General features: G+C 47.7%; 20 protein-coding genes. 8 read left to right on the top strand and 12 right to left on the bottom strand.

Annotated features, from left to right (window positions below):
• Positions 1-25: 25 nt before the first annotated feature.
• Positions 26-2,821, bottom strand: coding sequence for a cation-translocating P-type ATPase (locus BLA28_RS00705; RefSeq protein WP_069155651.1), 2,796 nt, complete (start codon positions 2,819-2,821; stop codon positions 26-28).
• A 247-nt stretch (positions 2,822-3,068) separates the two neighbouring features.
• On the opposite strand from BLA28_RS00705, the gene BLA28_RS00710 reads away from it, so the two are divergent.
• The 3 genes from BLA28_RS00710 to BLA28_RS00720 are packed head-to-tail and all read left to right on the top strand — an operon-like array spanning position 3,069 to position 5,048.
• Entirely contained in the window at positions 3,069-3,386 is a 318-nt protein-coding gene (locus tag BLA28_RS00710) for a PadR family transcriptional regulator (protein ID WP_009254310.1), read from the top strand.
• Positions 3,383-3,973: a DUF1700 domain-containing protein gene (locus BLA28_RS00715; protein ID WP_069155652.1), complete on the top strand. Its 591-nt coding sequence runs from the start codon at positions 3,383-3,385 to the stop codon at positions 3,971-3,973. Before BLA28_RS00710 ends, BLA28_RS00715 begins: the two co-directional genes overlap by 4 nt.
• Positions 3,966-5,048 carry a DUF4097 family beta strand repeat-containing protein gene (locus BLA28_RS00720; protein ID WP_069155653.1) on the top strand — a complete coding sequence of 361 codons (1,083 nt, stop codon included), beginning with the start codon at positions 3,966-3,968 and terminating at the stop codon, positions 5,046-5,048. Before BLA28_RS00715 ends, BLA28_RS00720 begins: the two co-directional genes overlap by 8 nt.
• 89 nt (positions 5,049-5,137) lie before the next feature.
• On the opposite strand, the gene BLA28_RS00725 is transcribed toward BLA28_RS00720, so the two are convergent.
• From BLA28_RS00725 to BLA28_RS00750, 6 genes are all read right to left on the bottom strand, one after another.
• Entirely contained in the window at positions 5,138-7,564 is a 2,427-nt protein-coding gene (locus BLA28_RS00725; RefSeq protein ID WP_069155654.1) for a beta-mannosidase, read from the bottom strand.
• Positions 7,565-7,602: 38 nt separating this feature from the next.
• On the bottom strand, positions 7,603-9,546 hold the full coding sequence (locus BLA28_RS00730) for a hypothetical protein (RefSeq protein WP_141702848.1): 1,944 nt from the start codon (positions 9,544-9,546) through the stop codon (positions 7,603-7,605).
• The gene (locus BLA28_RS00735; protein ID WP_069155656.1) at positions 9,543-11,717 is read right to left on the bottom strand and encodes a helix-turn-helix domain-containing protein; all 2,175 of its coding nucleotides are present in this window, start codon (positions 11,715-11,717) and stop codon (positions 9,543-9,545) included. Before BLA28_RS00735 ends, BLA28_RS00730 begins: the two co-directional genes overlap by 4 nt.
• Positions 11,718-11,819: 102 nt before the next feature.
• A complete protein-coding gene (locus BLA28_RS00740; RefSeq protein WP_044970036.1) occupies positions 11,820-13,553 on the bottom strand; it encodes a type 2 periplasmic-binding domain-containing protein in 1,734 nt (577 codons plus the stop codon).
• A gap of 71 nt (positions 13,554-13,624) precedes the next feature.
• Complete coding sequence (locus BLA28_RS00745) at positions 13,625-14,530, bottom strand: carbohydrate ABC transporter permease (protein WP_009254317.1); 906 nt, start codon at positions 14,528-14,530, stop codon at positions 13,625-13,627.
• 20 nt (positions 14,531-14,550) lie between these two features.
• Entirely contained in the window at positions 14,551-15,513 is a 963-nt protein-coding gene (locus tag BLA28_RS00750) for an ABC transporter permease (protein WP_009254318.1), read from the bottom strand.
• Between the two features lie 289 nt (positions 15,514-15,802).
• Here BLA28_RS00750 and BLA28_RS00755 point away from each other — a divergent pair, with 289 nt between their 5' ends.
• Positions 15,803-16,003: a helix-turn-helix domain-containing protein gene (locus BLA28_RS00755; RefSeq protein ID WP_242880542.1), complete on the top strand. Its 201-nt coding sequence runs from the start codon at positions 15,803-15,805 to the stop codon at positions 16,001-16,003.
• 90 nt (positions 16,004-16,093) lie between these two features.
• Here the strand turns inward: BLA28_RS00755 and BLA28_RS00760 are convergent, their stop codons facing one another.
• From BLA28_RS00760 to codB, 3 genes are all read right to left on the bottom strand, one after another.
• Entirely contained in the window at positions 16,094-17,362 is a 1,269-nt protein-coding gene (locus BLA28_RS00760; protein ID WP_044971715.1) for a uracil-xanthine permease family protein, read from the bottom strand.
• A gap of 94 nt (positions 17,363-17,456) precedes the next feature.
• Positions 17,457-18,692, bottom strand: coding sequence for a cytosine deaminase (gene codA, locus BLA28_RS00765; protein ID WP_069155657.1), 1,236 nt, complete (start codon positions 18,690-18,692; stop codon positions 17,457-17,459).
• 3 nt (positions 18,693-18,695) lie between these two features.
• The gene (codB, locus tag BLA28_RS00770; protein WP_069155658.1) at positions 18,696-19,946 is read right to left on the bottom strand and encodes a cytosine permease; all 1,251 of its coding nucleotides are present in this window, start codon (positions 19,944-19,946) and stop codon (positions 18,696-18,698) included.
• 649 nt (positions 19,947-20,595) lie between these two features.
• On the opposite strand from codB, the gene BLA28_RS00775 reads away from it, so the two are divergent.
• The 3 genes from BLA28_RS00775 to BLA28_RS00785 all read left to right on the top strand — a co-directional run bounded on the left by BLA28_RS00775 (position 20,596) and on the right by BLA28_RS00785 (position 23,561).
• Positions 20,596-21,834, top strand: coding sequence for an MFS transporter (locus BLA28_RS00775; protein ID WP_069155659.1), 1,239 nt, complete (start codon positions 20,596-20,598; stop codon positions 21,832-21,834).
• Positions 21,827-22,447: a TetR/AcrR family transcriptional regulator gene (locus BLA28_RS00780; protein ID WP_069155660.1), complete on the top strand. Its 621-nt coding sequence runs from the start codon at positions 21,827-21,829 to the stop codon at positions 22,445-22,447. Before BLA28_RS00775 ends, BLA28_RS00780 begins: the two co-directional genes overlap by 8 nt.
• Positions 22,448-22,799: 352 nt before the next feature.
• Positions 22,800-23,561: a DUF6062 family protein gene (locus BLA28_RS00785; RefSeq protein WP_069155661.1), complete on the top strand. Its 762-nt coding sequence runs from the start codon at positions 22,800-22,802 to the stop codon at positions 23,559-23,561.
• 71 nt (positions 23,562-23,632) lie between these two features.
• On the opposite strand, the gene BLA28_RS00790 is transcribed toward BLA28_RS00785, so the two are convergent.
• Both BLA28_RS00790 and BLA28_RS00795 read right to left on the bottom strand, forming a co-directional pair.
• The gene (locus BLA28_RS00790) at positions 23,633-24,616 is read right to left on the bottom strand and encodes a M15 family metallopeptidase (RefSeq protein WP_069155662.1); all 984 of its coding nucleotides are present in this window, start codon (positions 24,614-24,616) and stop codon (positions 23,633-23,635) included.
• 14 nt (positions 24,617-24,630) lie between these two features.
• Positions 24,631-25,320, bottom strand: coding sequence for a bactofilin family protein (locus BLA28_RS00795; RefSeq protein ID WP_069152155.1), 690 nt, complete (start codon positions 25,318-25,320; stop codon positions 24,631-24,633).
• A 190-nt stretch (positions 25,321-25,510) separates the two neighbouring features.
• Between BLA28_RS00795 and BLA28_RS00800 the strand changes: the two genes are divergently transcribed.
• Positions 25,511-26,185 (top strand): response regulator transcription factor, encoded by a 675-nt coding sequence (locus BLA28_RS00800; protein WP_069152154.1) that lies wholly within the window; start codon positions 25,511-25,513, stop codon positions 26,183-26,185.

Consider the following 26,185-nt stretch of genomic DNA (forward strand, 5'->3'; position numbering starts at 1 on the left):
CACATATCTTTTCTGATTAAGTTTTTTACAGCATGTACTCCGAAGCCGTTTTTGCCGACAGCTTCTGTTTCCTGTTCCCTTTCCGCACGAAATCGAAGGAAAACAGGATCATCAGTTCATGGGCCAGCAGCGGAAATGAGGCCAGAAATGCGAGGCGCAGCCACTCTCTTAAGGTCAGATGGGCCGTCCCGAAGGCCGCTGTAAGAAATGGTATTTCCGTTACGGCAAACTGGAGAAGGAATCCCAGGACACAGGCAGCGATCATCAGTTTATTGTCAAAATGTTTCATCTTGAATATCGATTTTCTCACGTCCCTCATCCCCACTGCATGAAACAGCTGAGACATGCCCAGAACCGTAAAGGCATAGGTCTGTGCCCGGTTGAGTATGGCTTCATGCTGAAGCACTGTTGCAAAATTATTTATGGTAAGAGGAATCTGCCTCTCAAGTATCACCGCATAGGGGATGGTAAAAAAGGCCGCAAGGCTGATACCGGCTATCAGCAGTCCGTAAAAACAGGTACAGGCAAGGCCGCCTCCGGCAAACAGGCTCTCCTTCGGATCACGGGGAGGCCGTCTCATCAGTCCGTCCGCATCGTTGTTGTCCACTCCGAGGGCAAGTGCCGGAAGGGAATCGGTAATCAGGTTAATCCAGAGAATATGGCTGGATTTCAAAGGCGAGGCAAGGCCGCACAGTACGGCGAGGAACATGGTCATGATTTCCCCTAAATTGGAGGAAAGGAGAAAAATAACGGATTTTTTTATATTCTCATAGACTCCGCGCCCTTCCACAATGGCTTTTTCTATCGTAGCGAAGTTATCGTCCGTCAGTATGATGTCCGAGGCCTGCTTCGCCACATCTGTTCCCGTCATTCCCATTGCAATCCCGATATCCGCCGCCTTCAGGGACGGAGCATCGTTGACGCCGTCCCCCGTCATTGCCACAATATTCCCTTTCGCCTTAAAGCCCTTAACAATGCGTACTTTATGTTCCGGAGATACTCTTGCAAACACCCGCACGGTATCCAGCTTCTGCAGGAAACGTTCCTCATCCAGATGCGCCACAGCCTCCCCGGTCAGACATTGCTCCGGGCGGCTCACTATCCCCAGCTGCTTCCCTATGGCAAAGGCAGTATCCACATGATCCCCTGTGATCATCACCGTAGATACCCCCGCATCCCGGAAACGGGCTACCGCACCGGCTGCCTCCGGCCTGGCCGGATCCTTCATCCCCACCATGCCCACAAAGGTAAGGCCTTCCTCCACCGGGCCGCTGCCGCCGACCCGCATGGCGATCGCCAGAGTCCTCAATGCCTGGGAAGACATGCTCTCCACCGCCTGCCTGATCTGTTTTCGCTGCTGCTCCGTCAGAGGGACCGTCCTGCCGTAGATCAGAACGCTGCTGCATTTTTTCAGCACCTCATCCGGCGCCCCTTTTGTATAAGTAACTGTCTGGTTTCCTCTCTGATGAAAGGTAGACATCATTTTCCGGTTGGAATCAAAGGCCAGCTCCTTGGTACGCGGAAATTCCTTTTCCAGTTCATCCCTGCGCATTCCGAAACGGGCTGACAAATCAAGCAGAGCCAGCTCCGTGGGATCCCCAATGCGTTCTCCCCCTTCCAGGACACCGTCATTGCACAGGGTCATCCCCTTTAAAAATTCCTTATGCTCTTCCTTCCCCAGATCCTTTTTCCCAAAAATCTTCTGGTTTGTAAAACAGCTCTCCACCGTCATTTTATTCTGGGTCAGAGTGCCGGTCTTATCGGAGCATACCACGCTCACCGCCCCCAGCGTCTCTACGGAAGGAAGCTTCCTGACAATCGTATGTACCTTTACCATTTTAGTGACACTCAGGGCCAGACAGATGGTTACTACTGCGGGAAGCCCCTCGGGCACCGCCGCCACTGCCAGGGATATGGCGGTAATCAGCATTTCAATCAGATTCCGTTTCTGGAGCAGCGCTATCATAAAGAGGGCCGCGCACAGAAGCAGAGACAGAAGGCTCAGTATTTTTCCCAGTTCTCCCAGCCTCTTCTGCAAAGGAGTGAGCTCTTCATGGCTTTCATTAATAAGGGATGCGATTTTTCCGATCTCCGTATCCATACCTGTGGCAGTCACAATCCCTTCCCCTCTGCCATAGGTCACAATGGTGGACATGAAAGCCATATTATACCGATCCCCTAAAGGAATATGAGTATCCTTTCTGTTTCCTGCGGCCTTTTTTCCGGCGGCTTCCAGCCCTTTTTCCTCATAAGCCTCTCTGCGTAAGCCGCCTCCTGCCCCTTTTGCGATAAAGGAAGCATCCTTTTCAATAGGAACCGATTCCCCAGTCAGCGCCGACTCTTCCACCTTCAGGCTGCTTGTTCTGGTAAGACGCAGGTCTGCGGGAACCTGGCAGCCTGCATCCAGACATACAATATCACCAACCACAAGCTGCGAAGCCGGAATCTCCTTTTCCTTACCCTCCCGGATCACATAAGCATGAGGGCTTGTCAGCTTCTTCAGGGAATCCAGGGCCTTCTGGGCTTTTCCCTCCTGAATCATACCGACAACAGCGTTCATAAGCACCACCACCGCAATGATCACAGCATCGCTGATTTCATGAAGCAGAAGGGAAATAACAGCTGCCGCAAGAAGCACATATATCAGCGGATCATTCAGCTGCTCCAGAAAGGATTCCACCACCGTCTTTTTCCGCGGTTCCTTCAGTTCATTCTTCCCGTTCTCCTCATAACGCCTCGCGGCTTCCTTTTCTGTCAGTCCTTTGTCTATATCACTGTCCAGTTGTACACATGTTTCTCTGATGCTCTTTGTCTCAAACACATTCCCACTCCTTTATCTTGTCCTGGAAAGTGACTGTCAAAATCCTTTGCAGCCACTGTCTTATATACATTATGAAAAGAAGGACAGGAATATGTCCGAGCCTTTCATTTTTATGACGGGCTTTCCAAAGCTTTCCTTAAGAAGCTTAAGAATTTCTTATATATATTGACAGCATATATTATACAATCTATAATATACTTAAATCATAGATATAACTACAGAAAATATATACTAAAGGAGGGATTATATGATATATCCACTCAGCACGCCGCTGTTGGAGTTCCTAATTTTATCCGTCGTCTCCAGAGACGACAGCTACGGCTACGAAATCAGCCAACAGTTAAAAACCGTTTCCAATACCAAAGACTCCACTCTTTATCCCATCTTAAAAAGACTCCAGGAAAATGGTCTGGTGGATACCTACGATCAGCAATTCCAGGGACGCAACCGGAGATATTACAAAATAACGCCGGACGGGCGGGGAACCTGTGAATATCTGGATAATGAATGGAAAAAGTATGTGGATGCTATAAACGAAATTGCCTATGGAGGTGAGGAAAAGTGAACAGGACCGAATATATGAACGCGCTGGAAAAGCGGCTTCGGATTTTGCCAAAAGAAAATTTTAATGAGGCTATGGACTATTTTACAGAATACTTTGAAGATGCAGGGCCGGAAAGGGAACAGCAGGCCATTCAGGATCTGGGAAGCCCTGATACCGCGGCCGAACAGATAATTACCAATATGGCCATTCATAAGGCCTCTGTCCCGCAAAAGGGCCTGCGCAGGAATATGAACGCCCTCTGGATCGGCATACTTGCCGTCTGCGCCGTTCCCATCGCGCTTCCCTTTGCACTGATGCTTCTATGTGTACTCATCATGTTCCTGCTCTGCATACTGATGGTACTCGCCGCTCTTGCGATGGCCGCCTTTGCTTTCCTGATATGCGGGCCGGTTGCCGTTGCCGCCAGCTTCACCGTACTCTTTTCTGCTCCCGCCACCGCGATCAGCTGCCTTGGCGCAGGACTGTTCTGTACCGGACTGGGGCTTCTCGCCGTATATGGCGTATTCCAGCTCTGCCGCTATGTCTTAATCAACCTGGTACGCCTTTTCGGGAATATTTTAAAAAAGAAAGGAGAACGTCATGCGTAAACGTAATAAATTTTTCATTTCCTGCGCTGTGCTTTGTGCCGCCGGTCTGCTTCTGTCGGTTCTCGGATGGGTGTTTGGAGGCCGTTTCAACGGTATAGGCTACCAGCCGGGAAAAGGGCTGACCGTCTTTTCTGCCAACAGCTATGGAAATTCCGAGAACGGCCCCTCAGTCCTTTCCGATACCATCAATGATTTGGAGGCCTTTACCAGCCTGGATATTAAAATCGATTATGCGGATATCAGCATTCAGCCATCCGACCACTATGGAGTGGAGTACCAGCTTGTCGCCTGGAATCCCCCTGTTATCCAGGTTAAGGACGGACAGCTTATGGTAAGGGACGGCAAGAGAAATAACAGCAGCCCGGTAATGTTCCTTTCCGGTTTCAATATGACTTTTTCCGGAAGCTGGCCTTCCGCCAAAGAATATGTGACTGTTTATGTTCCTGCGGATACTTACTTTACGTCCCTGTATGTATCCACCTCTTCCGGAGCCACCAAAATATCCGGACTTCAAGCAAAGGAGCTTACCATGGTAAATGATTATGGGGATGTCTCTCTCAGCGATATTTCCTGCACCAATATGGATATGAAACTGAGTTCCGGCAAATTCAAGGCGGAAAACCTGAACGGGGAAAGCCTGAAGGTATCCAATGATTATGGGGACTGCAGTCTGGATAATTCAACAATTACCGCTGTTACCGCTCTTTCCTTAAGCAGCGGCAAACTGAAAATCAGCAATTCCTCACTGGGCCGGTTCAGCGCCGACAGCGATTACGGTGATGTGGATTTGAATGAGATTTCCGCATCCGATGCCAGCCTTAAGCTCAGCAGCGGGAATATGACCGCAGACGCTTTCCTCTTCAGCAATCTTACCGTCAAATCCGACTATGGTTATGTGGATATCGCCCCTGCATCGTCAGAAAGCTACGGATATGATTTAAAGACCGACTACGGTGAAATCAAAGTGGCCGACCACAAACTGGGTGAGGTTTACTATACCTTTGAGAAAGAATATGAAAATTGGATCCGCGTGGAATGCAGTTCCGGTGATATAATTATACGAAATAAAAAGTAAAATAACGGACCGGGGCAGCTGTGATTACAATCACGTAAGCTGCCCCGGTCTGTTGTATTTTTCAGTATAGAATACTTCCGATTCTCACATCAGCGGATATCATAGACACTTCTTACTCTTAACCCATCCGGCTTGCCGGAAAGAATACGCACTGTTTTTTCCCCGCCGTCCATATCAAAATAATTATCGGATAAAATCAGATCCTCATTCTCATTCCTGATTTCTACACCCTTGGCGTAACATTCCGCCTGCACCGTTATTGTATCCCCATCGCTGCTCACAGTCAGCCCGGGATCCATGAATTCAAAATACTTCGGCATGGTAAATAATACGCTTCCCTGTGAAACTGCGGCACCGTTTTCTTTCAGAGAATAGCTTACATATTCCCTGGACGCATCCAGATCGGGAAGCTCCCATTTCCGTGTCCATTCGGAGGAAAAAGGAGGGATGGTAAGCATTATATTCTCTCCGTCCAGTTCCCCGCCGCCGACATTTCTCACTGTCCAGGAAACTTCCATATGCTTTTCTTCAAAGGTTTCATTGGAAATATTGAATCTTACAGACTTTCTGAAATCCGGCTTCTCCGCGTTAATATTCCGCTCCTGTGTCATCCGGCTTTCTTCCTCACAGGAAAGCAGTACCGGGGCAAAGAATCTTTTTGCATAATAATGAAGCGCTTTCCATCTGCCGTAATAATCAATGGAAGACCAGGAAGCCCCCGGCCAGATATCGTTCAGCTGCCAGTAAACGGCTCCCATACAGCGTCCTCTGTGTCTGCGCAGATGCTCCACTCCATTTTTTATCGCTTCGGCCTGAAGCATCTGAGAAGCATACAGCAGGGTCGCAAAGTCAGAAGGATAAAGGTATTCCTGTTCCATATAAGTCATTATCTTACCATTCGCAGAATTATTACGCTGATGCTTTTCCATAACATAAGAAAAAATATTTCTGTCCCGGGGAAGGGTAAAGCTTTCCACGGTTTTCATCGTGGGAAACGACTGGAAGCCGAATTCGGAGAGATAGCGGAAATAAAATTTCCGAAACTCCGTTATGGGCTTTCCTCCATGCCAAACATCCCAATAATGCACATCTCCCCGGTCATAACAGTTCGGATCATCAAAGCCTCCTCCGGATGAAGGGCTTGCCGGCCAGTAAAAGGTATCCGGATCGTATTCCTTCAGCATTTTGGGAATAATATATTCATACATCTTAAAATAATCACTCATCTGTTTTGGCGTATTTCCCCATCCGCCGCCGGCCACGAACATTTCCATTTCATTATTGCCGCACCAGAGCGCAAGGCATGCATGATGGCGCATCCTCCGGATATTGTCGGCAAATTCCGCCCTTATATTTTCCTCAAAGGCATCGGTAAGCTCGTAAACTGCGCAGGCGAACATAAAATCCTGCCAGACCATAAGCCCCAGTTCATCGCAGAGATCCAGAAAATAATCTTCCGGATAATAGCCGCCGCCCCATACGCGGATGGTATTAAAGTTAGCCATAACACAGCTTTCCAGCAGCTTCCTGGTGCGTTCCTTCCGGATCCGCCCGAAAATATTATCCTGAGGGATATAATCGGCGCCCATGGCAAAGACCTGCTGCCCGTTGACTTCCGTGGCAAAGCTTTCTCCATAGGCATCCTTTTCCCGCCGTATGGTTATGGTGCGCAGACCGATTCTTTTTTTCCAGGTATCAAGAAGCCTGTCCCCCGCAAACAGCCGTATTTCCACTTCATAGAGATTCGGACTGCCCAGGCCGTTAGGCCACCACAGCATAGGGTTGTCTATCCTGATCTCACGGGGTGAGCCTGTTTCCCTGAGTTTTGCACCGTCCGGAGCCGTAACCGATACCTCATAGAATAAAGGAAGGTCTTCCCTGCCGCCTTTTCCCATCTCTGCCTGAATGGCCAGTGTCACATATCCCTCTTCATGCCTCTGCCTGATATGAACATCTTCTATCCAGGCAGCATCCCTGTAACACACAGTCACATCCCTGAGAATCCCCCCATCAGGAATCCTGGGCCCCCAGTCCCAGCCAAACATAGAATGAGCCTTTCTTATATGGGCAAAGCCGTCCATGGCATCGATACAGCCTTCTGCCCGTACCTTTTCCTGGCAATCCCGGATATAGGAAAGTGCCGGGCGGAAGAAAATCTCCAGCAGATTTTCTTCCGCCAGAATATCTGTCACCTCATACTCATAAATACGGTGCATGTTTTCCGTATTTCCCAGTTTTCTTCCATTAAGATGTATCTCTGTAAGAGTATCCAGGCTTTCAAACCGCAGAATTGCTTCGGAATATTCCTTTTCCTCTTTCCGGAAAACACACCGGTATACAAAATGATTCTCCATAATGGCCAGGGCCTTCTTTTCATTATCCCTCCAGTAAGGGTCGTCCAGCCTTCCGCCATCTGTCAGATCCTGGTAAATGGAACCGGGAATCCTGGCCGGAAGCCAGATATCCTCACCGGCTATTCTCATCTGCCAGTTATTATTCAATTTCTGAATTTTCATTTACAAACCCAAACCTTTCTGATTCCGTTCCAAACGCCTTACACTTCTTTGCCGATAATGTCTGTCAGGGCCTCGAGGATATTGGCAGCCGACCACATATTATAGGTAAACCAGGAACTATAGGGCGTACCGTCACTGTACCTTTCGGTTACCAGGCCGTCACTGGGGCACCAGCGTTCGGAAACCACTCCATACCTTCCGTATCCGGTTTTCTCAGGATAGCACTCCAGGTTCTGCATCAGCCAGACCGTACTGTCATCCGCCCTGGAACGATGATATTCATCTCCGGTCTGATCTGCCAGATATCGTAAATCATCATCTGCGATCACCCCCATCGGATGAATATGGGGATTGGATATACTGGTGACTGAACCCCCGCAGGCATTCCAGCCGCTATTTACAGGGGCGTATTCCGGTCTCGTCCGGAAACCGTATCTCCACAAATATTCGTAACAGGCGCCGCTCTCCAAATCCTCCAGATATTCCTTCTCTCCGGTTATTTCATGAAGAAGCCTTGTACCGCGGATAAACGCCAGATTTCCTTCTTCGTCCACCGCCTTCCAGGTATCCATGGGTGTTCCGTAGCAATTCAATTCCTTTACATATTTCCGGTAAAAGGTTTCAGCTTTCCGGGCGCTTGCCAGATAGGCTTCTTTTCCGGTCAGCGAATAGGCATAAGCCATACAGGGAAGGAACCAGCAGCCGGCAAAACCGTCCCAGTCCAGCACTTTTTTCTCCTTCGTACTGTATGTATAACCATAATTTCCATCTTCCCCCTGAAGCATACACATGGTATCCAGCACCTTAAGACAGGTATCCAGCCAGTTTACAGGATAGGCCTTCCCTCTCTTTTTCAGGAAGCAGACGGTTTTCAGGATTTCATGAACCGCCTTTCCATTGTTATAGGCACAATGGCAGTCGGAGGCTATATGATACCAAATCCACCACCCGTTCACCAGGGAACCGGAGGAATCAATGGGAGCCACAAGATCGTTCAGCAGGCCGGAAACCGGATTATATGCCCCCACTATCTGATCGATTAATTCTTCCCCTGTTTTTGCCTTTCCAAAAGACTCCCGGGAAATCGGAAGCAGTTCCTCCGCCGCCACAAGAGGGCAGGCAAGCTCCCCGATTCCCGTCCAGCCTATTTCATATACCGGCCTCCATGCTTTCAGTTCGGTGTTTTCCGTCGGTTTACAGGACATATCCGTATAAGCCTGCCACTCCTCGTTCCAGTTCAGACGGATAAACGCATCCACCATCGCGGCTGCCGCTTCCTGCAGGCTGTTTTTATAAACAGCCCTTTCATGTCTCTTCCCGTATTCTTCCCGGATCATCTGATGGACTGCCTCTTTCCCTCCGTGAGGATACAGATAAACGGAACCTCCGGCAGATGCCTGCAAGGCATATTCCGAAGTGGGCTCTCCTGCATTTCCCTTGTCCACAAAGGTGGAAGGGAAATTTTCATAACCAATGGAAACTCCCACCAGCGCAGGGAGGCCTGCCTCTATACCGTTGTGTATGTATCCGCCCTGCACATCGGAATAGGGATCTATGGAAATACCCACGGAGAGCTCTCCCATGACCATTGCCGTCAGCGGCATGGCCGCTCTGTCCGCCCGGAACGCCCAGAACGGGGAACAAAACCGGGTTCCCGGGTATTTGTCTGTCAGACTGGGGAACTCTCCCGGCTTAACCCGGTCAATATTATTGTCACCGTAAATATTGCAGGGAATCACATGGAAAGCTTCCTCTCCTTCTCCCTGCAGCCGGAAACGCAGCCTGGTGTTACAGGATGCCTTTTGTTCCAGCCTGTAATCGCAGCCATATTCCGTTTCCGTCAGCCTGAGGGAATAGGCCGCGCCTTCCTTTTCATAGAAAAAACCATTGTCATTTATGGATTCCTCCGGTATATCATACCATTTCCCTTCCTGGCAATAGCTGCCCTTAAGGGACAGTCCCGTTGCTTTTAATTTATTCATTCCGCTTTTCTCCCGCTTTTCATTGAACATATGGATGGATCGCGCAGCCTTCCATCCATTGTTTTTACATATTCTCTGGGCGTCATTCCTTCATTTTTCACAAATGCCCTCTTAAAGGTAATTTCATTTTCATATCCGCAAAGCTGTGCTACTGCGGGAACATTATAGTTTTCCTGCTCAAAAAATATCTTGGCCTGCTCCACGCGGAGCTTATGCAGGTAATCAATAAAATTCACCTTCATGGTTTCCTTAAAGACCTTGGAAACCGTAGGCCTGGATACCCGGAAATGATCCGCAATATCCTGCTGGGAAAGTCCGGAAGAGGTAAAATGCGCTTTGACATATTCCACGATGTCATACCCCAGAGACTTTAGGTTCTGGTTTTCATTAAAGCTTCTCTTCAGGGCCTCCAGGATTTCCAGCAATGCGTCCCACATGTTATCCACATCCTGAACCTCTTCTGCTTCCGCATATCCACAGGTATCTCTCTGCAGTTCAAACTGCATGTCCACAGAAAACCGGTAGAACACCTCAAAAAGCAGTCCCGTAACCTTCCGGGCTTCACCGGGAAGCAGCTGTCTTCTCTGGTTTTCCTCCCTGATATGCCTGCAGATTTCTTCCGCATCTTCAAAATGGCCAATCCTCATATAATTAATAATTTTTATTTCCAGTTCCAGCGGATAGTAATATCTGATTTTATCCGGATTGTTTCCTCCCAGCATTTTTTCCCTCGCTTCATCATATGCCCTGTGAATTCCCTGGAATCCATGATGGGGCCGCCCGAAATACAGCTCCACATCCATATCCGGAAGCAGTTCATCCACCATGATGCACAGCTGCTCCGTTTTTCTCAGCAGCGCTTCTTTCCCCTGCTCCGAGGGCAGAATCAGATAATACATACCCTGGGTATGGTACATCGCCACCGGAAAACCGTCCTTGTAGCAATCCAGCTGAAGCTGCAGCAGCGCTCCGATAAATGCCTTCTGTCGATCCTCTTCCCAAAACGGAAGCAGTATTATCAGATAAGCCATATCCTCCTGAAACCCCAGATGATACTGCTTTATATGCTCCTTTATCTTTTCCTTTTCACAGGTTCCCTCCAGAAGGCTGCCGAGGAAATCATCCTTTCCAATTTCATAATACTGATTGGCCAGGGATTCCATCCCTTCCTTTTCTGTGTTCAGCTCCTGATAGGATTTTTCGATATCTTCAAGGCCATATACATGGTGGGACTTCTTCATTCCGAACCGCTCTGCCAGGATGCTGATCGGCCTGTGTGTCAGCCTGGCAAGAAGATAAGAAGCCGCGAACGCAAGCAGCAAAAGGCCGCAGCAGCCTAAAATCAGAGAATAGGCCGCCGGCCCGCTTCCATTGATATAACTCATATCCACAGTGAATTCATAATTCCAGCGGTACATCCCTGAGGGCACCTCTTTCACAAATATCTGTTCCCCGGCGGTCTCCGCATCTTTGCTGTTCCATTCATAAACAGGCATACCGTCAAAGGACAGTCCAAACCGGACCGTGTCTGAAACATTGTCCCTGATAAACTTGTCAAACAGCTTTCCATCCACATAGATAAGCAAAACCTGTCTCGGCTTGTCATCATACTGCAGCTGCTTCACAATAATAAAATTGTCATAGCCCGCTTTCACCTGCTCATCGGTATACAGTACCTGGGTACTGTAATTTCCCTTCAGTGCCTCCATCAGTTTATCCAACAGCTCCGGATACAGGCCTACGGAATTAAAGTACCTTTCACATTCCCAGAAGGATACCCTGTCTATAGCCATATTTTTCTGAGGGAACAGGACTGCAGTGGATTTGGCAATTTTGAGAATATCGTTCTCGTTGCCTATTGTCTGGGAAATTTCCTGTTTTTTCAAAGTATCCATCCGGGAATACAAAATATCGGACTGCGTCCCTGCATAACGAATCCAGGTACTGGATGCGATCTGGGTGGCAATCATATCCACCGTAGAAAACTTTTCATCCACCGCCTGTGTCATCCGTTCCACCTTACGCAGAAGCTCCTGCTGTACGGACGCCTGTCTTCCTTTTTCCAGCTGAAAGGAAATGATACCCCCAAAAACCAGTATCAGCACCGCCATCAGCCAGAAAAATGTGAGAAACAGATTCCTGAAAAACTTATTTTCCCAAAACCCAAACATAACCCCACCATCCCCCGAATTGATACAGCTATTATACACTTACGCCGGACGCGGAACAACTAAAGTGCTCTCGCTCCGGCGTTATTTCCGTTATTCTGTTTTCTACTGCTGTGCCCTGTCATATCTTTCCTGTGTTATGGAAATTAATTCGTCCAGGCCAAGCTCCTTCATGTCACTGATATAAGAATCCCAGTCATCCATGGATGCCTGCCCCAAAATCAGTTTGGTAAGCAGTTCCTGATAATAGGTGTCGAAATCCGCTTTGATTTCCGTCATCCGTTCCGTTTCCTCTTCCGTAGCCGCCGCGAGATTGGCTTCCGTATCCATAATGGCATAGCTGTATTTCTCTTCATTCTCATAGATATCCTTGATAACCTCCGCCTTTTCTTTAAAGCCGGTATCCGGATATCCCATCGTAAGGCCGGCCTCCTCACAGGTAATCAGCTCCTGTGCCCGATCCGTCACCTCTACCCGGGGAAGAATGGAATTATTTACCCACAGTGCCGGCAGCTTAGACATAATCTGTACCTCACTGATATCATTGGCCGGTAATTTCTTTTTCTTGCCGTCTTCCGTTACCTCATAGGTATAACCCTCAATACCGAATTCGGAAAGCACGCTGTACTCTTCACTAGCCAGATAATCAAGAAGCTTTCCTATCGCTGCCTTATCTGCATTGGATGTTACCGCATACTCATAAGTTCCCTTCTGAATTCCGTTCTGTCTGGTGACAAGAGGATCGATCCCTTCCACTCCCCGGCAGAGTGTCCCTACAAAATAAGGCGCCGCCTGTCCCTCTTTCACAATGACTCCCGGTTCGTCCCAGGTGGATATCCACCAGCTGCTGATCATGGAAACCTTATTCTCAGCCTTTTTCTCATTTCCCTGTCCGGAGGTTTCCAGCAGGCCTGCATCACACAGCTTTTTCATAAAGGCAATATAATCCTTCACACCATCCTGGTACCAGGGGCTTGTTGCCTTTCCTGTATTATAGTCCACAAAACAGGCCTGCGTGCCCAGTCCGAAAAACTGTGCGATACCGTTTCCGAATGTGTTATAGTCCACCGTTACGATTTCATCCGGCTCCCCGTTCTCATTGGCATCCTGCGTCTGGAAGGCAGAGAGCACTTCAAACAGTTCGTCCGTAGTTTCCGGTTTTTCCAGACCCAGCTTATCCAGCCAGTCCTTCCGGATCATCGACCCGGTAAAACCGCCCCATACATCGCCATTATAGTCCCCGATTGTACAGGCGGAAAGCCAGTAAATATTTCCATCCTCCATAACATTCAATTTTTCCACTTCCGATCCGAACCCCGTGGTAAAAAATTCTTTGGCCGTACCGTCGGAATAATTGTCCCAGATATCATTCAGGGCAACCAGCTTTCCCTGCTTAACCAGATTCATCAGTGTTTTATAATCCACTGTCCTTTTATTGCTTGTACTTCCGTTGATATTTACGATATCACAGGTAAGTCCCGCAGCAATCTGAGTCTGCACTACCGTTTCATACTGATCCTCCGGAATCAGATCCAGTTCCAGACGAAGCCCTCTTTCAGCCAGATCGTCCGTCAGCTTCTGCCACATCTTGCTGTCCCCGTTCACCCAGTCCGATAAATAAACGGCATTTCCGGAATCATCCGTGGCCTTGTTGTCCACGCCAAGAATCTTGATAGTTGTCAGCTCCTCTCCGGCCTCCGCCGCAGCACTCGCCGCTGCCGATCCGGTTTCCCCGGGTTCCGTGCCGGATTCCTTTGCACACCCTGTAAGCGTACCCGCTATCATCGCCGCCGACAGCACCGCCGCCCATACCTTTTGGAATTTCTTTGTTCTTTGCATAACTTCCTCCTTCTTCTTATTCAATATATTACATCTTTTCCCCGAAAGGAAAAGGATGAAATCTTAATCGTTCACTCTTTTAAAGAGCCCAATACCATACCCTTGACAAAATACTTCTGGAAAAAAGGATAGGTACACAACACAGGAAGTGTCGTAAATATAATCATGGCATACTTCAGCTGTGCATTGGAAAGCTGCCTCATGGCCAGTTCTTTGGCCGTTGCCGCATCCATTACCTGTGTCAGCGTCTGTTTGGATTCCACCAGTATCCTTCTCAGATACATCTGAAGCGGCTGCCATTCCGTATGAGGAAGGTAAAGCATGGCGGAAAACCAGCTGTTCCAGACACCCACAATCGTATAAACCGCAAGAACCGCAAAAATAGGTTTCCCCAGAGGCACAAATACCTTAAGAAGCACCTGTAACAGGCTGGCCCCGTCAATCCTTGCCGCCTCCGTCAGAGATTCCGGTATGGAACGGAAATAAGCCTTTACCAGGATGATATTCCATATGGAGAAGCAGGCCGGAATAACCTGGGAAAATGGGCTGTCATATAATCCCAGTTTTACGATAAGAAGAAAAGAGGGAATCGTCCCGCCTGCAAAATACATGGGAATCAGAAGAAACATGGTTAAAAATTTTCTTCCCATCAGCTTTTTATAATTCAGGCCGAATGCCACTACCGTGCTTGTGGCAATCATAAGTATCGTGGTAGGTACCACATACAGTACCGTATTGGCATATGCCCTCCACATTTTCATATCGGTGACCAGCACCTGGAAGGCGGAAAGATTAAACCCCTTCGGTACCAGATAAACCCGCATGGTTGCGGCATAGGCCGGTTCACTGAGCGATAAAATAAGGACATAATACATAGGGTAAAGAGTTATGAATGCCGCTATTGCCGCAAGGATATAAAGGACTGCCGTTACAGCCCGGTTACCCTCTTTGATTTTGTTTTTATTCTGCTTTTTCATCCCTGTTCCTTCTCCTTCCTCTACCACAAACCGAAACCTGTCAGTTTATTGCTGATTTTATTGGCCGCATAGGTAAAGGCAAAACCGATGACAGCTGTGAACAATCCTGCAGCCGTTGTATAGCTGTACTGCCCTTCCAGAATACCGAGCCGGTAAGTATAGGTGCCGATAACATCTGCCACATCATAAGTAGCGGGTGTATACAGCAGCAGTATCAGTTCGGAGTTTGCAGCCAGGATAGCTCCCACCGTGGTAATCAGGTTGATGGCAATTACTGCCTGCAGTCCCGGAATAGTCACATGCCAGACCTGCTGCCAGCGGTTGGCGCCGTCCAGCTTGGCCGCCTCATAAAGTCCGGGATCGATGGAGGATATAATGGAGCAGTACAGAATACTTCCGAATCCGAAATTTTTCCATACATTAGTAATCGTATATATCCATGGAAAGGCGGATGGCTCCACATGATAATTCTTCCGGTCAAACCCCAGCAGCATAAGCAGATTTGTTACCAGCCCGTCTGTGTCTATGAACGAGATAACCATGCCTGCCACTACCACAGTAGAAATGAAATAGGGCATATAGCTGGCCGTCTGGATAAATTTTTTAAAACGGGTATGCTTGATTTGATCCAGCAGCAATGCGAAAAAAATCGGTGCGGTAAAACCAAACAGCAGATTCAGGCCGCTTAAGATAAGAGTATTTTTTATCAGCCTTGAAAAATAGTGGCCGGAAATAAATTTATCAAACCACCTTAATCCTACCCACTTTACTCCTTCTCCCAGGAACGGGGCTCCCGGCACATAATCCTGAAAAGCTATCACAAGTCCGTACATGGGTATGTAACAGAAAATAAATATCAGTACCAGGGTAGGAAGCATCAATGCATAAATCTGCATATTTTCCTTGATAACCCCTCTTCCGTATCTCTTTTTTTCGCCGGGCTTCTTTTGTCTGCCAATAAACCCTGCCGTGCTCTTTTCCATATTTATCCTCCAATCCTTTTACCGGCATCCTATCCGCCTTTCTATTTTCCGGCTGTTTGAATGTCCGTTCGACAGGGCTAAGTATAAGGCTCTTCTTTAAGCTTTTTCAACTGCCAGAAAATTCTGCGGCATGCAAAATGTTCCGGCCGGATTACAGGACGTTTTGGAACATTTTGTTCATGGCGGAACATTTTGTCCGTCTGCTTCCAAATACGCTCCGGCAATACTTTTTTATTAGTCAATACTCCTATATCTATCTGTTTTGGGGAAAGGAAAGACAAATCTTGAAGTGGAACTCATAGGAAAAATGATTGAAGCTCGAGAGAAAAAAAGATATTCACAGAGAGAACTTGCTGAATTAAGCGGAGTGAAACAACCCGCAATCGCAAGAATAGAAAGTCTGAAATCCACACCACAGCTTGATACCTTGCTCAAGGTACTTGCACCATTAGGGTATACGTTATCCATCACACCTATAAAAGAGAAATAGGATTACTATAATTTGCCGCAAAAATTAAAAAAGGTACCGGAAGCAACGCAGATTTTTCTGCCGCTTCCGATACCTTTTTGCCTTTTCTTTTTAGCTCAGCACACTGTCCTCTCCCTCAGGAAGGATGAATGCCAGAATAATTCCCACAACTGCCGCCAGCGCCAGGCCGGAAATAGTAACGGCGCCGTATACCGGAATGCTGTCGCAGCCGATACCCAGGACAAGGATGATGGCAGCAACCAGAAGGTTGCGGCTGTTGCCGAAGTTCAGCCTGGAGTTAATCAGGATACGGACACCTACCGCGGAAATCATACCGTAAAGCACGATGCTGATACCGCCTGTAACAGGGGAAGGAATACTGGTTATAAAGCCGCCGAACTTTCCGAAGATACCCAGAATCATGGCGAATACCGCCGCAATACGGATAACGGAAGGGTCGTATACCTTGGTAACAGCCAGAACGCCGGTGTTTTCCCCATAGGTCGTATTGGCGGGGCCGCCCAGAAGGCCTGCCAGCGCGGTAGCGAGACCATCGCCCAGAATGGTTCTGTGAATTCCAGGATCCACCATGAAATTCTTTCCTACCACCGCTCCGTTGGTAGTAATATCGCCCACATGCTCAATCATGGTTACCAGGGCGATAGGCGCGATAGCCAGGATGGCATCCGCTCTGAATTTAGGTATGCACAGCAGCTGTGCCATAATATCCTTATCCATGAAGGACAGGAAATGAGCTTCCCTTACTGCGGTAAAATCACAGAAGCCAAGAGGCAGACATACCAGGTAGCCTGCAATGATGGCAAATAAAATGGGCATGAGGTTAAAGATACCCTTTGCGAAAATGGATACACATATTACTACCGTCAGGATAACCACAGTGACCAGTACGGCCTTCAGGCTGAATTCCCCATTATAATAGAATGCACTGCTGATGGCTGTGCTGCTCAGACGCAGCCCGATTACAATGATGATAGGCCCGGTTACGATAGGGGGAAGCAGCTTGTTCACCTTTTCATACCCGAAAATCTTGATCAGGCCGGCGAACAATACATAAACCAGACCGGCGATAATCAGTGACCCCTTTACAGAAGCCAGCTTGTCCATAAAATCCGGATCCCCCATCCTGGAGTCTCCGATAATGGCCATAATACCCGCCATAAATGCGAAGCTGGAGCCCAGGAAAACGGGCACCTTTTTCTTTGTGATCCAATGGAACAGCAGTGTACCCAGGCCGGCACAAAACAGTGTGATCGAGGTATTCAGCCCGGTCAGCGCGGGAACCAGTACGGTGGCCCCGAACATGGCGAGGGTGTGCTGAATGCCCAGAATCAGCTTTTGCCTCATGGTCTTTTCACCCATAATTACATTTCCTCCTCATAAGTTTAATAGTTAATTGGGTTATTCAAAAGCCGCATTGGCTCTTTGACAATATTAACTTACCTTCCGTCAGCTGTCAGAAACAGATTTCTGTCTGCGCAGGAATGGTTTTGGCAAGCATTTTTCCCTTCCGGAAGGAATACAGGATTTCGCTCTTTTTATTCAGGGCATTGTAGAAATTATCCCCGTTCAGAATAATGAAATCAGCAGGATTCATTTCCCGGATTCCGTAGCTTTCTCCCAGGTGAAGGGTACGGGCCGCATTGTGTGTGATGAGCTTATAGGAATTCATGATGTCCTCATAGCCCATCATCTGGCATACGTGCAGGCCCATGAACACGGTATCCCTCATATTTCCGGTTCCCAGCGGATACCAGGGGTCGAAAATGTCATCATGGCCGAAGGAAACGTTCAGGCCGGCCTCCAGAAGCTCTTTTACCCTGGTTACGCCGCGGCGCTTGGGATAGGTGTCCACGCGTCCCTGCAGATGGGTATTCACAAGGGGATTCGCCACAAAATTAATGCGGCTCATTTTCAAAAGCCTCATCAGCCGGTTGACATAGGCATTATTATAGGAATGCATGGCCGTGGTATGGCTCGCCGTCACCTTATCGAACATCTGCATTTCGTAGGCCCTCGCCGCCAGCGTTTCCAGGCCTCTGGATGCTTCGTCATCTATTTCATCACAGTGTACATCCACCAGGCGGTCATAGCGGTACGCCAGATCCATGGCAAAGTTCAGGGATTCCACACTGTATTCCCGCGTGAATTCAAAATGGGGGATGGCGCCCACACAGTCGGCTCCCATTTTCACCGCATTTTCCATCAGCTCTTTTCCGTTAGGATAGCTTAAAATACCTTCCTGGGGAAACGCCACTATCTGAATGGTGATCTCGTCCTTCAGTTCTTCCCTCAGCTCCAGCATGGCCTCCATAGCCACCAGTGTGGGATCCGTCACATCCACATGGGTTCTTACAAACTGTACTCCGTTTGCCGCCTGCATGCGGATCGCCCTTCCCGCACGGTCTTTCACGTCCTGTTTGGTGAGCTTCTCTTTTCTCTGACTCCAGCACTCAATTCCTTCAAACAGAGTTCCGGACATATTCCACACCGGATCCCCGGCGGTCAGGCAGGTATCCAGATGTACATGGGATTCAATGAAGGGCGGCAGAATCATACATCCGGTTCCGTCTATCACCTCTTCTCCCGGCAGGGCATCTATCCCGGATTCGATTTTTTCAAAAACTCCGTCTGAAACACGGATGTCCGTACATTCCACACTGTTTTCCAGATGAATATTCTTAATCAGCATTTCTTATTTCCCTTTCTTATTTACCGCTTCTCCCACCAGGTAACAGATGCAGGCCACAGCCATGCCGTTAATGGATGCGATTCCCACCGGCACCACATTGGCGATGACCGCGCCCAGGACGACTCCGGCTATGGCAAACCAGTTCACCTCCAGGGTATTTTCCTTATCCTGGGCATAGTCCTCCTTATGGCAGAAAAATCCCAGCACAAGGATGGCGCCTACCGGAGGAAGGGTGCAGTTGAGAACGTTCAGCCAGCCTGTGAAGTTGTTATAAAGCCAGATAGCGGTGATGGTACCCAGCGCGCCGGAAATGAGAACCAGCGGGCTTTTCTTTATTTTTGTAATATTGGAGAGGCCAAGTCCTGCGGAATACAGCGCGTTGTCGTTGGTGGTCCAGATATTCAGTCCCAGTACGATGACGGCGAACAGCGTGAGGTTCAGGGCGATCATAACCTCAAAAATATCATTTCCGCCCACATACACACCGCTGAATGCGCCGAAGCAGAACATCAGGCTGTTCCCCAGGAAAAAGGCGATGATGGTTGTCCAGACAGCCGCTTTCGGTGTCTTTGCAAAACGGGCGAAGTTGGGGGTGGCCGTACCTCCGCTGACGAAGGAGCCGATAACCATTCCCGCTCCGGTTATGATGCTCAGTCCCTGGCTTTCCGCAAATTTTTCCGTCAGGCTGGCATCCCCGGTACGCACCGCGATCACCATGGCCGCAATCCCCAGCATGGCAATCAGGGGCACGGAAATATAGCTTACAATGGTCATGGCACGGATTCCGAAAAAAGCGGAGCCGGTCATACAGATTCCGGCGACAGCAACCAGAAGCGGAACCATCCAGGGTTTATCCGGCGCGAGCAGCCTGGCTACGGGAATGGCGAACATGGCCACGCCGACACCAAACCATCCTATCTGCGTGAAGCTGATCAGCGCGGAAGGAAGGTAAGATCCCTTTTTGCCAAAAGAATGCTGGGCCAGCAAATCCATGGATAATCCGGTTTTACAGCCAACATAGGCCAGTAATGCCGTATAAATACCAAGAATAATGCCGCCCAGCAGCAAAGATCCGATAAAACCGCTTAAATCAAGTCCGGCCCCCAGTTCCTGGCCGGTCCACATGCTTGCCGAAAAAAAGGTGAACCCCAGCATAATCATGAACATGGTCACGATATTCCGGCGCGCGTGCCCGGGTACGGGCATCAGGGAATAATCCGCATCTACTTTTACTTTCTGCTCTTTTGTACTCAAGTCGTTCTCTCCTCTCCTGTCTTTTCCTACATTTCTGTTAAGATTCCCAAAAAATTCTTTTCCATAAATAGTACCATATCCGGCGGTAGTTCACAACGGTAAATTTTGCGGAAGGGGGTAGAAATTGAAACATCCCGTCCCCGCCGCAGCCCTTGCCTCCCTGCCCTGCTACCCTGGGAGGCAAGGGCGGGCGGCGGGGACGGGATGTTTCAATTTCCTTAATATTAGGTAGGGATATGAATGGAGGAAGGACGGCTCCGGTGGGGAACAGCCTTGTTATTTTATGATCTGTGTATGCTAAGGTTTTATTGGTAAATAAAGAGGGGGCTCTTCATCATTCCCTCAATTCCTCGCCAATTTCTGCCGTGTAATGAAATACAGCCAGTCAAAAGAGAAAAGCAGGAAGTGTTCGGAGCTAAACAGGCGGTTTCCTGTCATGGGTAAGCCGTTCGGCGGTATACTCCTGGCGCACGCCATCCAGGCCCGCATATCGTATCGGCAGAGCGCCGACTTTACATGCAGATATTGACATACTCCCTGATATCTTAATAAAACGAAAAAAACAGATAAAACACTTGCAGAAATTAATAGTTATGGTAAAATAAACTGAACAGTCAGTTTATTTTATATATCAGGAGGATATGATAATATGCTTATAAACAAAAAATCGAAGTTTCTCTCCGCTGATTCTGTATTCTTTTTCAGCGCATGTATCATTTTGTTTCTTATCAATCAGCTGTATAGTGTATTGCAGGTTTCATTGATCATGAAAAGCACCGGTTCCATTTTATTGTTAAGCTCCGTTATGACAGCCATGGTTATCCCCAGGATTTTTATTCTGCCTGTCAGCGGACTTTTCACAGATAAGCTGGGGATTTTCAAAACACTTATTATCGGAACCGGATTATTAGGCTTACTATTGATTTCCCTCTTTCTTGTGAATCAGGGCAGCCTTGTGAATGAAAACATCATTTTTATATTTGCCGTTTTGTTCGGAGGGATAAGCGCCGCCATATTGCCGGCGCTCTATTCTGCCATCCCCGTATTAATGGGCGGGGAGCATCTGCAGAAGGCAAATTCCGTGATGCAGTTCATCAACCAGGGGGCAACCCTGATCGGTCCCCTTTTAGCCGGATTCCTTGTGGAAAAAACGAGTGATAAAGCGTATCCGATCATGGCTGTCTCCGCCGTCACTGCATTCTTTCTGTTCTGCGGGGTGGGCTGCAGGGAAAACAGACAAGAAAAAGACAAGGCTCACGAAAGCGGGACATCCCAACAGGGAGCCTTTAAGGATTTATTGGAACAGCCTATTTTAATATTGTTATTGCTTTTTACAGCGATTCTTAATCTGTGCATCATTGGCCCCCAGCAGGTCGGTTTTCCTGTAATCGCCATGAATTGTTTGTCCGAAGGGGTGGACGGGTATACGCGGTTATTGTCTGTGACCGGCCTGGGAGCATTGATAAGCGCTGTTTTCATCGGAAATATGAAACGGAGGGACAGCACACAGTCCATTCATCTGATCCTATGGTGCGTACTCATACTTGGAATGATATGGAGCATTTTCAGTTACAGTACTTCCAGGCTGGTGATCATGGTTTCCATATTCACAGCCGGACTGCTTTTGGGAATCATAAACGTATTATTTCTGACCACAATCCAGCAGCTTACTCCTGCCTTTCTTGTCGGCAGAGTCATGAGCATTCAATTTCTATGCTCCACAGGCCTTCAGCCGGTTTCGTACATGATAACCGGAGTACTGCTTGATAAATTCAATATCAATAACCTGTATCTTATCTCCGGCGGCATTATTAGCTTGCTTTCAATCCTGATATTGGTTTATAGTAAAAAAAACAGGAAATGGATGCGGAGGGTTCCCAGTGCCTAAAATATCGGATGAAAAAAAGAAACAGCGCCAAACAGATATTTTAAAGACCGCTTTAAAACTCTTTTCCCAAAAAGGCTATTATGCCACATCAATAGATGATATCACGAGAGAAGCGGGAATCAGTAAGGGGTTAATATACAACTATTTCAAGAGTAAAGAGGAGATTTTTTTTGAATTGGCAGAACATTGGAATGAGTTTATGAATAATCCTTCTTTTGAAGATGCCCTGAACCGGGTCATTTACGAAGATATGTCTTTATCGGAAAAACTGATCTGTGTCTGGGATGAAACGGTAAACCAATGGACTGCCGAAAATCTGGATTTCGCCGGGATTAAATTTGAATTCTGGCTGGAGTCTTCCAAAAATGAAGCTCTCAGAGAAAAAATGAAAGAAAAGGCCAAGAACAGCTTAAGCATCGTGGAAGAGATTATTTATAAAACCAAACCGGACATCGAGCCTGGAATCGCTGCCGCCTTTTCCCGATTGTGGTGGTCACAAATAGACGGATTAGTGGCTTATTTTGTAAGCTATCACATATTACCGCCGCCGGACGAGATGGCCCAAATCAGAAAAATCATACTGCACCAATGTAAATATCTTGAGCTACAGTAAAAAATGTGGAGGCAGATAAAAAATCTGAGAGAGCGGCTCCGTCTGCCCGGGCTCCTCTCCCGGTTCCTCCGGATGGCCTGCAGCTCGGTAAGGATTCCTGTAAGGGCCGTATAAACACGCCGGTCCTTAGGTTGCGTACTTTGCAACCTTAGTACCGCTGCGTGTTTGTCCGAGCGAAAGCGCGCCCTATAAGGAACCTTACCGAGCTGCCGGCCATCCGGAGGAACCGGGAGATGAGCCCGGGCAGACGGAGCTGCTCACTCAGAATTTTTATCTGTCATACTCTGATTGTAATCTCGCCCCTGATCCGATACAATAGATACATGACATGGATTCCGGAGGAAGATTAAGAATGAAAGAAAAATTATATACCATCCCTTTAAATGACGCCATGAACGCGGAGGATGAATGCCCCTTCTGTTTCATTGAACGGAATGTGGAGCAGGATATCATGGATTACGTGCTCGGTTCCTGCGCTTCCTATATGGAAAGCGACACAAGGGAGGCCACGGACAAGGCCGGCTTCTGCCGGATGCATTACAAGAAAATGTTTGACTACGGCAATACCCTGGGAAACGGCTGGATACTGAAAACCCACTACAAAAAGCTGATTGCGGAAATGAAGGATCAGTTTTCTCATTTTACCCCGGGAAAAACCTCACTCATGGACAAGCTGAAGGGAAAGCCCTCCGAATCCAACGCTATCGCTTCCTGGGTTGCGGAGAAGGAAAGAACCTGCTATATCTGTGATTTTTTCACCAAGGAATACGCCCGCTATATGGATACCTTTTTCTATCTGTATAAAAATGATGAGGCTTTCCGCGAAAAACTGAAAAAGAGCAAGGGCTTCTGCCTCCATCATTTCGGTGACTTATGCAATCAGGCGGACTCCCATCTGAATGACGCGGAGAAGAAGGATTTTTATCCTCTGGTATTCAAATTGATGGAAGAAAATATGGAACGTGTTTCCGGTGATGTGGACTGGCTTATTGAAAAATTCGATTACCGGAACAAGGATGCCGACTGGAAGACTTCCAAGGACGCGGTTCAGCGCGGGATGCAGAAGCTGAAGGGCGGGTATCCGGCAGATCCGGTTTATAAAATGAATAAATAGAGCAAAAAGCCCCGCAGACTGCCTGGCATGGATGGATATCCTGCGCGCCTTCTGCGGGGCTTTTTAATGAGTTAATCAGGAACGGGGTGTGCCATATTCTTCTGATCCGCTTCCGCAGTTTTCAGAAATTCCTCAAACGTTAAATCATTTTCGTCAATAAATTCCGCTGCTTCTTTTCCTACATATCTGAAATGCCAGGACTCATACTCAATTCCCGTAATATTTTTCTTTCCCTTGGGATAACGCAGAATAAAACCATAGCGGGCACAATTTTCGGCAAGCCACATTGCCTCTTTCGTACGCCCCTGACGTTCGTCCAGCATCTGATGGCTCTTCCCCACAATATCCACAGCCAGTCCGGTATGATGTTCGCTGTAGCTGACAACCGCGTATTGCTCACGGGTTTTATAATAGGCGTCTATGTACGTCAATCCCTGATCCATCAGTTCCTCTATCGAACTGCCGAACAAATCAGCCTGTCTCTCATAGCTGCGGTACGCTGAACATACCAGCAAATCCATACCTTCTTCTTTCGCATCTGAAAGCATTTTTACGAGATCATCCACGATACGGTAGTCTACCTGATGCCCGTCGTCCAATACATCTAACTGAGGCTTAAAAGCGGCCGGCAGCGGATTCCAGTCGTTTACCAATATGTAATTCCAGTCATCTGTATTTACTTTAAACGGGATTTTTCCGACCCTGTCATTCCAGCCGGAAATCTCCAGGCTGATTTTTCTGCCTGCCTCTGAAATTTTCCTTCTGTTTTCCACTGCCTCCGCCTCATACAAAGAGTATGTCCGATGCAGAAGCCCCTGATAATCTTCCATCAGACGGGAATACTTATAAATCATCCCGCCGAGGCCCAATAAAGGGATTAGGATTAAAAGAACCGTCGTTCCCAAAATTATATGCTTATAAAAAAGTACACTTCCCCAGTACCTGCTTTTTCCCTTATGCCGATTTCTGTCAGCAGCGACAAGCTTAACAGAAGATTTACCGTATCCTCCCGCTGTTTCCGTACAAAGCTCTCCGCCCACAGTGGAAAAATCCATACCTTTTCCTCCTGTTACTCCTCTTTAATTTCTTCAATGCCGCCGATATCGATCATCCCCTTCACGTGTGCCCCATTGTACATGGAGATGCATTCCGATGAAACATTTCCTTTCACCCTTGCAGACTCGCGGAACTCAACACTTTCCTTTACCATCATATTGCCTTCGCTATGTCCGTTGAACATCAGCCGTCCTGACGTGATGTCACCCTTAATCCATGAATTATTATCCACTACCATTTCATCGGTCACCTGAATATTGCCGGTGATATTACCCGACTGGACACGCATGCTGTCTGCGTAAATATCGCCGATTACCTTACCTGCCAGCAGCAGAGAGCCCTCGCATTTCACATCACCTGAAATCTGCCCAAGAACGCGCAGATTTGATTTTGTCCTTACGCTTCCGTCAATTACCATATCCTCCGTAATGATGGATTCATTTTTCAGGGCCGGCACTGTATTTCCTACTGCGGCCATATCCGCTCCGGCCTGAACGGGTACCGATGCTTCAACAGTAACTGCCTGTCCTTCTCCGTGCGGTATTCTTTCTTCCTTCATTCCTTCTCCTGCTGCTCTATCCGGCTCCTCTTTTTTCCCTGATTTTTTTGAGGTCACCTCTGAAATTTTTGCCTTCTGTCCCTCTCCTGAAAAATCAAAACTCAGAATTTCATTAACTGCCTTTTTAAAATTGCTTTCCTTCATCGTAATACTCCGTTACCTTTCCCTATTGGATTACGTATGAATTATAACAGATATTATTCTCGTTTAGCATATATTTATAAAAAGCGACATTGGGGCGACTTTTCGGTGTGAATTTTATGATATACTTGCTGTATAGACGGGTCACAGATATGGAATAACAGATAATATTTATGTATAAGAGGAATGTAATATGTATAAGATTCTTTTCGTGGACGATGATGCTGCCCTGCGGAATGTGGTATATCAATACTTTAAAGAACGGCAATATGATATCATTTGTACAGCATCAGCGGATAAGGCGGTAAGCTATCTGAAAAGCGCCAGTATTGACTGCGTGATCCTTGATGTTAATCTGCCGGATATGAACGGTTTTGAGTTATGTACCTCCATCCGGCAGTTTTCCTCCGTACCGATCATATTTTTATCATGCTATACTGAAAATGATGATAAAATCAAAGGCTTTCTGTCCGGCGCAGACGATTATGTCCCCAAACCATTTTCCCTGAAAGAGCTGGAGCTGCGTGTTAATGTACGAATCCTGCGCCGTTATGAAAACCAGCCGCCGGAGCTGCTTACATTCGGTGATCTGATCATTGATACAGGCAGGCTCACAGCCATCTGTCACGGAGTTGAATGTACTTTTCCCCGGTTGGAATTCGACATCCTTTCCTTTTTTGCCCACCATCCCAATCAGTTGTTTACCTACGAACAGCTTTATGACAATATATGGAAACAGCCCATAAATGAAAGCAGGCATAATCTTCAGGCACGCATAGGCAAGGTCAGGAAAAAACTCTGTGACATCTGTCCGGAAAAAGAGTATATCCGTACCATACGCCACAAAGGCTACCTGTTTGTCCCCTGA

This window comes from Eisenbergiella tayi, from assembly GCF_001881565.1.
Taxonomy (GTDB): Bacteria; Bacillota; Clostridia; order Lachnospirales; family Lachnospiraceae; genus Eisenbergiella; species Eisenbergiella tayi.

Excerpts from the sequence above, each read along its gene's own strand:
- BLA28_RS00740 (WP_044970036.1), bottom strand. The coding sequence starts at position 13,553 with ATGCAAAGAACAAAGAAATTCCAAAAGGTATGGGCGGCGGTGCTGTCG.
- BLA28_RS00785 (WP_069155661.1), top strand. The coding sequence starts at position 22,800 with ATGAAAGAAAAATTATATACCATCCCTTTAAATGACGCCATGAACGCG.
- codA (WP_069155657.1), bottom strand. The coding sequence starts at position 18,692 with ATGCTGATTAAGAATATTCATCTGGAAAACAGTGTGGAATGTACGGAC.
- BLA28_RS00710 (WP_009254310.1), top strand. The coding sequence starts at position 3,069 with ATGATATATCCACTCAGCACGCCGCTGTTGGAGTTCCTAATTTTATCC.
- BLA28_RS00800 (WP_069152154.1), top strand. The coding sequence starts at position 25,511 with ATGTATAAGATTCTTTTCGTGGACGATGATGCTGCCCTGCGGAATGTG.
- BLA28_RS00775 (WP_069155659.1), top strand. The coding sequence starts at position 20,596 with ATGCTTATAAACAAAAAATCGAAGTTTCTCTCCGCTGATTCTGTATTC.
- BLA28_RS00745 (WP_009254317.1), bottom strand. The coding sequence starts at position 14,530 with ATGAAAAAGCAGAATAAAAACAAAATCAAAGAGGGTAACCGGGCTGTA.
- BLA28_RS00790 (WP_069155662.1), bottom strand. The coding sequence starts at position 24,616 with ATGGATTTTTCCACTGTGGGCGGAGAGCTTTGTACGGAAACAGCGGGA.
- BLA28_RS00730 (WP_141702848.1), bottom strand. The coding sequence starts at position 9,546 with ATGAATAAATTAAAAGCAACGGGACTGTCCCTTAAGGGCAGCTATTGC.
- BLA28_RS00750 (WP_009254318.1), bottom strand. The coding sequence starts at position 15,513 with ATGGAAAAGAGCACGGCAGGGTTTATTGGCAGACAAAAGAAGCCCGGC.
- BLA28_RS00795 (WP_069152155.1), bottom strand. The coding sequence starts at position 25,320 with ATGAAGGAAAGCAATTTTAAAAAGGCAGTTAATGAAATTCTGAGTTTT.
- BLA28_RS00725 (WP_069155654.1), bottom strand. The coding sequence starts at position 7,564 with ATGAAAATTCAGAAATTGAATAATAACTGGCAGATGAGAATAGCCGGT.
- BLA28_RS00735 (WP_069155656.1), bottom strand. The coding sequence starts at position 11,717 with ATGTTTGGGTTTTGGGAAAATAAGTTTTTCAGGAATCTGTTTCTCACA.
- BLA28_RS00720 (WP_069155653.1), top strand. The coding sequence starts at position 3,966 with ATGCGTAAACGTAATAAATTTTTCATTTCCTGCGCTGTGCTTTGTGCC.
- BLA28_RS00760 (WP_044971715.1), bottom strand. The coding sequence starts at position 17,362 with ATGGGTGAAAAGACCATGAGGCAAAAGCTGATTCTGGGCATTCAGCAC.